Raw genomic sequence first — 8,622 nt, 5'->3', positions numbered from 1 at the left:
CCAAGCATCAGGCCAAGATTTGTGGCCCTAATTAATGGCGTCCCGCCTTCACCGAGGGAAATTGATGGGTTGGGGTTTTGAACAGGTAACAACTCACGATAACGCCAAAGATCGAAAGGGCGATTTGCAAGCAGTTTAGGGAGTGTTTTTGAAAGTGTCTCTAGGTCATATTCTGCTTCACGCCATTGACTATTGCACTGAGGGCAATTTGTAGCTGTAGGAAAATAGGGAGCTTTTTGGCCGCAATCAATACAACGAAGAATGAAAGACATATTTATTAATTTATTCCTTATTTCTTGAAAAGGTTAAGGCTGCGCCCAAGTACAGATAATAATTCTTTGGGATCCAGCGTGCCTTTTTGGATCAGGTGGTGATTGAGAGAATCAAGTTTTTCTTGTTGGGTGGAACTGATATCACCTCCGCTGATGAGGATTACAGGAATATCCCTAAGTTCAGCTTTTGCTTGCATGGCGTCAATTATCTCAAAACCATCCATTTTGGGCATAAAGAGATCAAGGATAACCGCGTCAGGGGGATGGCTAACGATCATATCCCAACCAGCAGGCCCATCTTCCGCAAGAATCGGCGTAAAGCCTTTAGCGCTGCTGAGGAGTTTTTCAAGGAGGCGCCGATCATCAGGATCATCGTCAATAATGAGGATGTCATGTAGGGTCCCATCGTTGTTTAGCCGATCCAATGCGCCGAGCAGATCATCCTCGATAATTGGTTTGAGAAGATAATCTGTTGCGCCAAGCGCGTAGCCTTTATCTGTGTCCTCAACGATGCTGCATACCAATATGGGAATGTGTTGCGTCTCAGGATCAGATTTAAGATCTTGCAAAACCTGCCAACCATCATAATTTGGCATCATGATATCTAGCGTGATGGCATAGGGATTAATTTCTTTAGCACTCTCAACCGCTTTCTTGGGATCTGTGAGCGCAATTACCTGATATCCTTGCGTATGTAGATAACGCTGGTAGAGTTTGACGACTTTTTCATCATCATCAATTGCAAGGACAACCCGAGATTGAGCGTCATCCTGAGATTCTGCAATTTCGATTTCAGGGGTGATCTCTTGATCTTCATGGAGAGGAAGCGTAAAGAAGAAGGTGCTGCCTTTACCAACTTCACTATCAAGACCAATTTCTCCGCCGTGCATGTGTACAAGTTCCTGACTGATGGAGAGGCCCAAACCTGAACCACCGGTTGCGCGGGTTGCAGACGCGTCCACTTGTGAAAATGCCTGGAAAAGTTTCTTTTGATCCTCTTTTGAAATACCAGGTCCGCTGTCAATAACGCTAATGCGAACAAAATCGCCTTCGCTTTCCGCAGTAACCTTGATCACACCTTCATCTGTAAATTTGGCGGCATTGGAGAATAGATTAATTAATATCTGCCGAACCCGCATTGAATCGGCTTTGACAGCAGGTAAATCATTCTGGATCTCTTCCTCCAGGCGAACAGATTTATCTTTAATTAAGCCAACTACGGTAGACATAACGCTCTTGATGAGTTTTTCAACATCAGTTTCGTCAAAAGTTAATTCCATTTTACCTGCTTCAATCTTGGAAAGATCGAGAATATCGTTAATCAGACCCAGTAAATGTTGGCCCGAATTATAGATAGCAGTCAGGTCCTGCTGTTGTAAATCTGTTACTGGTCCATCAATACCCTTGATGATGATGCGTGAAAAGCCAATAATGGAATTCAGTGGTGTTCTTAGTTCATGACTCATATTTGCCAGAAATTGACTTTTAAGTCTTTCGAGCTCCCGCATTTCAGTAAAGGAATCTTGGGCCAGTTTATAGGAGCGGGCATTGTCAATGGCTGTGGCAAATTGATCAGCCAGTAGTTGTAAAACAATTACATCATCTGGTGTAAAGGCGTCGACATCGGTAGATTGCAAATCCAGCGCTCCGATAATTCTTCGTCCAATGATCAGTGGGATGGCTGCCTCCGCCTTTGTTTCAGGAAGCAATGGGTTTGGTTGGTGGTTGGGGTTATCTGTGACATCATTGACAATAAAAGGCTTACCGGTATCTGTGGCTGTACCCACAACAGATTTTGAACCAACCTGGAGGGAGTGTTCCCGCTCCTTCATTTCTTTTCCAGCGTCACCTGTTGCTTCACGAACAACAACCTCAAACCCAGCCTCTTCAATGGTGAAAATTGCAGCATGGTAATAACCAAAATGCTCCCGAAGCAAATAAACGGCGCGCCTGAACAGGATATCCATATCCAGTGTCGATGTAACCAGGCGCCCAACCTCCGCCGCTGCGGCCATATAGTCATTTTGTCTCTGCAAAGATTTTTCTGATTCTTGCGCTTCCTGAAATAAGCGCGCATTTTCAATGGCCACCGCAGCCTGGTTGGCCAGGGTCATTGCTAAATTGAGCTCTTCTTGAGAAAAATGGCGCTCTTCACCAGTACTTTCCAATTCTATATATCCAATCGCCTGTCTTTTCACGACCAGGGGCAGCACTACAGTGGTTGTGACATCATACTCTTTCATCAATGCCAATTCATTGGGGTCAGCATCAGGATCGCTGGCATGAATCACCAAAGGTTGAAAATCCGCTAGCGCCTTGGATGTATCGGGATAATCCTTCAAATAGTATATATTCCCAATTTCATCCTCTCTGATTTTCTGGCGCCCATTTTTGTCAACCATCAGATCCATTACTACTCGCGCGCTGTGATTTGCAGAATCATATAAGCAGATTGAACATTCTGGAATTCCTATCACGTTCGTGAAGTTTCGGGCAACAACCCTGGAAATCCCTTCGATTTCAACAGGCGCACTGGAGATGGCCTGGCTGACGTCGAAAATCGTGGCCATCTCGTTTGCAGCCTTCTGAACGCGTTGATAGGAGAGGGCATTGTCGAGCGCAAGGGCCGCCTGGTTGGCCAGGGTCATCGCCAGGTTTAACTCTCCATCTGACAAATGTAATTCCTGGTCCCAGTTTTCCAGTTCTACAATACCAATCGCCTGCCCCTTAACAGCTAAGGGTAAGATAATAAGTGATTGAATATTGACCTCTTGTGCTTGCATGTAAGCCAGTTCGGCCGGGTCAGCGTCCGAGTCGCTGGCATGAATCTCAAGAGGTTGTTTATTCTCCAACACACGTGCGATGACAGGGTAATCTGCTAAAGATTCTGTTCTCCCGACCTCATCATCCACGATCACTTTCCCTGTTTCATCATCAATAAAAATATTGGTACTAATCCTTAGGGTTTTTCCATCCGGGTCGAGTAATGAAATGGTACATTCAGAATAAGTCAATACTTTCAAAAAATTATCAGCGATAACTGAGCCAATTTCCTTGATATCGACAGATGCGCTCGAGAAATTCTGGCTGACCTCGAAGAGCATGGCCATTTCATCAGCAGCTTGTTGAATGCGCTCGTAAGCCTGGGCGTTGTCAACTGCGATGGCAGCCTGTTGTGCCAGACTTTCCAGAAACTTTAATTCTGATGGCAAAAATTCCTGCTCGATCCCTATTCTCCAAATGACCAGCAAACCCCTTAGTTCATTTTGGGAAAGAATTGGTGCAACCATGATATGTTCGTTTTCAACTTGCTTGGTCCCCGGGACAGTTCTGGATTCTGGATCTGAACTGGTGTCATTAACAAATTTCCCAATTTTGGTAAGGGCAATATTTCCAATTATCCCCTCACCAAGAATTAATGTGTCGCCTTTAATTTTATCAGATCCGGCCCCCAAGGCTGCGATAGCGGAAAATGTTTGGGCACTTTCGTCTGGAACAAAGACCGCGCTGGTTTTCGCATTCAATGTTATTTTGGCCTGAGATGCAATACTTTCCAGGACCTTTTTAAGATCCAAAGTAGAAGATATTTCCCTGGCGACATCCGCAAGTGCTGTCATTTCCTGAGCACGGGTTTGCGTTTCCTGGAAAAGGAGCGCGTTTTCCAACGCCTGTGAGAGCTGATCGGTGACTTGTTGAACAAGCTGTTGATCTTCCCCCCCCCATTGACGGTTAGTTTTGCTATCAACAATTTGAAGGGTCGCCCAGGATTCTGCTCCCAAGCGGACAGGCAGGCTCATAGTTGCATGTGCATCAATGGTGTCTATTTGTACGCGAGGTGTCTCGGTCCTTTTGCCCTTACTTTTGGCGGCCAGTACAACGTCCAACGGGGGTAGCACGCGTGTGCCAATGAGAGTTGGATCGGGTGACAGTGTTTCGAGCGCCTTTACATCATCTTTGATTTTATTGTTTTCAGGAGGAACAGGATCTGGGGCTGGTGTCTCAGGCGCCGTTATTTCCTCCTTGATTTTATCGGTATCAAGAGGAATAGCCTCAGAGGCTGGGGTTTCAAGAGGCACTTCTGCCTCTTTGACGACATCTTTACCAATAGGAATAGGAGCAGGGGCTGGTGGATCAAGCGCCCTTTCTTCCTCTTTGATATCGTCAAAGAGTTTGTCAAGTCGGTTGTTGATTTGTTTCTTTGACATATTCAACTAACTCCTGTGCCAGAAGACGATATTGTTCAGAACCACGGGTATTTGATTTATATTTTGTAATTGGTAAACCAAGAATAGGACTCTCACGCAGTTTTGTGTCAATCTCAATAATGCTTTTGAATAACCCATCTCCAAATGTGTTTTCCAGTTGTGCCTGAATTGTGCGGTGAGAACGATTGCGACGGTCGAGCATTGTAATTAATATACGGTATGCCAAAGGAGGGTTATTTTCACTACGTACTTTTCGAACAAGGGTCATCATATTTCTCAGAGCGTAAGCCGAAAAATATTCTGCCTGCGTGGGGACAATCAGAAGGTCAGATGCATTCAGTGCATTCAATGTTACTGCGCCAAGAGCTGGAGGGCAATCAATTAACAGAAAATCATATTTTGTTGGGTGCGAAGCTTGAATTGCATCTGCGAGACGGGTGGAATAATTGAGATGTATCGGTAAAAGTTGTTCGGCACGTTCCATTTTCTGACTGGATGGCACTAAATCCAGGCGCTCAACATCACTCTTTTGCCAAACATTTTCCAAAGGAATATTTTCAAGCAAAATATCACTTGAGGTTAATGCAGCGCCACCTGGCTCAAAGCCTAAGGCCAATGTCAGGTTTGCCTGTGCATCCAAATCTATTAATAAAATTTGATATCCTTTTTCGGCTAAAGCGGCGCCAAGGGATAATGTAGTGGTTGTTTTTGCGACACCACCTTTTTCATTTGAAACAGTAATTACGTACGTCATAAGTTGCCTCGCTTTGTCTTTGAGACTGCTCTATAATAAAAACCGTTAACTCTCTTCAATATCTTCAATTTTGCCAGGGTTGGGAATTTCTGTCGTCAATTCAATTTTGCTGGCTCCCAAGGCCTCTTTGAGTTCATCTAATGCAGTTTGGATCATTACCTGTGGATCGTTTGTACTGCGAATTTTGGTTGTGATCTCAGAAACCAAACGCTCACGGCCTGCACGGCGGGTTGTATCCTCAAGGAGGCGGGCGTTATCCAAGGCTAAAGCAAAACGGTCAACTGTTGCCTGGATGATCTCTAATTCATCTTCTGTATATTGTGCTACAGGTTTATCGAGATCAACATTGAGATAACCAATCACAATATTCCTAAGTTTAACAGGAAGTTTGTATACAGAGTCGTTATTTATCGTTTTGCCATCCATTTGTAAGGGTTCGTTGATTGCTTCCAAGCCGGTTGTCCGGGCTCGATACCCTATGATATCGCTTAAATTACCAAAGCGGCTCCACTCATTTTTCAGATAGCGCTGGAAGGTGGTATCAAGTTCCTGAAGGGTATCCTGCGATTGCTGGAAAAGCCGTGCATTTTCGATTGCGACTGCGACTTGATTTGCAAGCGTCGATAGACCCTCAATATCCTCCCCTGAAAATGCGTTTGTCTCCTCGCTCTGCACATCCAACACGCCAATGACCTCATTACCAATCATCAATGGCAGGGCCATTTCAGAATGAGTGTTCGGTAAATCGGGGTTGTCAAAATAGGTTGCGTCATTGCCAACATCCAGCGCTATGCGCGCTGTTTTTAGATCGACTGCAGAGCCTACAATACCCTCCTGTCCCACCCGGAGTTGGTGATCACGAGCCAGCATGGCTTGCCCACCACCGCTATTTGATGCGCGCAACACCGCATATTGTTTATTTTCAGATAGGAGGAAAATACCAATGTGATAGTAACCAAAACGCTCACTAACTGTCCTGGTAATATGAGGTAATAGTTTATCCATTTCTTGTAATGAGGCAACCGAGCTTGCTACATCAGCGATGGCCTCAAGTTGTGATGCTCGTTTCTGAATTTGAGTAGAACTGCTTTCCAGATCGAGAGTGCGCTCATGAACGCGTTGCTCGAGATTTACCTGTAGAATTTGCAGCTCTTTATTGCTTATTTCCATGCGGCGCTCGTTTGCCTGCGCCCGTTTAGCAGCATTTCGGAGTCCATTGTCAAGGATGAATAACAATGCCGCACTGATTATCAGGATGAAGGTGATATCAATTGCATTTTCACTCGCTGATGAATAAACAGGAATAAAGAGACCGCTGCCTTCCAGGTATGCAAAATACCACACCGAAGCGACACTGGCTATTGTCACCAGGATACTTGCTTTCCAGCCAAGCAAAACACTGGCAATCAAAATTACTATGAAATATGCAATTATCCCTGTATCGCGAATACCTTCGCCTCTTGCCAAATTAAAAACTGCGAACCATCCAAAAAGTATTACTGCGACGCTTATAGAATTAACATTTCCTCGTTTTAACATTAACCAGCTGCTTATGAGAATAATGATGAGAGTTCCCAAAGTCACGAGTGTATTTAAGTTTACTGTGGAAGCAATTGTGCGAGATAACAATAATAATGCCAGGAGGAAAATCACGATCAGGAGAAGGTAATTTAATATTCCTGCCAGTCGCGTCTTTTCCTCGTCTTCAAAAATGGGAGGGCTGAACCAGCGAACAAGACCTTTTAACATAATATAATTACCTTCTTTTTTGGAAAGTCACTTTGTGAAAGTCAAAAAAACTCATTGCTCATTATCTCCAATTTCAAGAGTTACCTCTGACGCACCCAAAACATCACGTAACTCACCAACAGCGACCTGCATCAGGCGTTCGATCTCTGTAGTTGCGCTGAGCTTTGCGGAAATATCACCGATAACGCTTTCTTTTACCGCTTGGCTTTGGGATGCCTCCAAGAGGGTTGCATTTTCTAAGGCCACACCCAAGCGCTCAGCCAATGAATTTGTTATATCTATCTCATCCGAATTCAATATTTTGTTATCCGGCAAATTGATATAAATTGTGCCAATTTCATCGCCGCGCAACCTAATCGGAATACCAATCGATTTCAGTTTTCGTTTTACTGGTTCATTAAGAGGCCGTACAGTTCTACCTGAAAGTTCGTAACCAATTATTTTTTGTTTTTTTGAAATTTTCTGCCAGGCATCCCGGGAAAATTCTCCCAAGGAGCTTTGTGCCTCTGCTAGTAGACGTTGAGTTTCCTCGTGCAAGCGTGCGTTCTCAATGGCGATGCTAACTTCGTCCGCCAGAATTGAAAGAACTTCAATATCATCCTCGGAAAAGGCATTTGCTTCCGTGCTTTGAACATCCAAGGCCCCAATTATCCTGCCCCCAACAAGGAGGGGTAGAGCCATTTCGGACCGTGTTTCTGGCAAATCTGGGTTATCAAAATAAACCGCATCCTCACCCACGTCCAAAGCGATCCGGGGCTGGCCTGTGCTGGTTGTAAAACCGACGATACCTTGTTCCCCGATTTTGAGCTTATGCTCACGCTCGAGCATGCGTTTTCCGCCTTCACTATTAGCAGCCCTCAAAATGGCATTTTCATTTGTGTAGTCATTGAGAAAAATACCGGTGTGGTAATAATTAAATTGCTGGCTGATAAGTTCTGTGATCTTGGGCAATACTTCATCTAATGAACGAATTGATGCAAGCGCTGCACCCACAAGAGCGATCGCTTCAAATTGCACGGCACGCCTCTCGCTCATTTGAGTGGTAGTTGATAATTCTGCAGTACGCTCTTCTACACGCGTCTCGAGCTCGATTAAAGAATTCTGCAATTGTTTATACATTCGGTCAAATGTATTGCCAAGCATCGCAATTTCATCGTTTCCCTCGATCTGAAAAGAAAAACGCAAATCATGCTGTTGTTGCTCAATTGAGGCAGCGGACCGTTCAAGGTATTCAAGCCTGTCACTAACTGAGTGTGCAATTCTATTTGCAATTAGCCACCCCAAAAACATAGCGAAAATTAAGACAAGCGCCATAAATCCGACAGTGTCCTGATATGCAGAGAAGGATACCTCGCTAAAGGCTTTTGTATAATTATTATTTGCTTCATTAAGCAATCTCAATTCTTGCTGCACAAGGATCAAACGAGATTTCGTGTTTTCAACGAAGAATTCATCACGCATACCTGTGATGTCAAGCTCTTGAAATTGATTCTCCACAATTAAGTATTGAACAAATGCCTGCCGCAACGATACAAAAGTATCCAATTCCTGGTTTTGTAATTCAATGAGATTATTATCTTGAATCATGGCGGATAGTTCTGCATTATTTGTTGAAAGATGGACCTCTTCATAATTCTCAATA

4 protein-coding genes and 1 pseudogene are annotated in these 8,622 nt (G+C 44.2%); all 5 read right to left on the bottom strand.

What is annotated here, in order from left to right:
- Positions 1-272, bottom strand: a pseudogene (locus AC3DOM_RS09600) (threonine synthase); the annotation flags it as partial.
- 17 nt (positions 273-289) lie between these two features.
- A complete protein-coding gene (locus AC3DOM_RS09595; protein ID WP_487918823.1) occupies positions 290-4,477 on the bottom strand; it encodes a GAF domain-containing protein in 4,188 nt (1,395 codons plus the stop codon).
- Complete coding sequence (locus tag AC3DOM_RS09590; protein WP_487918822.1) at positions 4,446-5,231, bottom strand: ParA family protein; 786 nt, start codon at positions 5,229-5,231, stop codon at positions 4,446-4,448. Before AC3DOM_RS09590 ends, AC3DOM_RS09595 begins: the two co-directional genes overlap by 32 nt.
- Before the next feature lie 45 nt (positions 5,232-5,276).
- On the bottom strand, positions 5,277-6,980 hold the full coding sequence (locus tag AC3DOM_RS09585; protein ID WP_487918821.1) for a GAF domain-containing protein: 1,704 nt from the start codon (positions 6,978-6,980) through the stop codon (positions 5,277-5,279).
- 51 nt (positions 6,981-7,031) lie between these two features.
- Positions 7,032-8,622 (bottom strand): GAF domain-containing protein (locus AC3DOM_RS09580; protein ID WP_487918820.1); only part of this gene is annotated, 1,591 nt, incomplete at its 5' end.

This window comes from Candidatus Desulfolinea nitratireducens, assembly GCF_982879505.1.
Note: the sequence above shows the minus strand (reverse complement) of the source record. Positions and strands in the feature narration are given on the sequence as shown.

What these genes read in the sequence shown, in the direction of transcription:
- AC3DOM_RS09595 (WP_487918823.1), bottom strand. Translation starts at nt 4,477, where the DNA reads ATGTCAAAGAAACAAATCAACAACCGACTTGACAAACTCTTTGACGAT.
- AC3DOM_RS09585 (WP_487918821.1), bottom strand. Translation starts at nt 6,980, where the DNA reads ATGTTAAAAGGTCTTGTTCGCTGGTTCAGCCCTCCCATTTTTGAAGAC.
- AC3DOM_RS09590 (WP_487918822.1), bottom strand. Translation starts at nt 5,231, where the DNA reads ATGACGTACGTAATTACTGTTTCAAATGAAAAAGGTGGTGTCGCAAAA.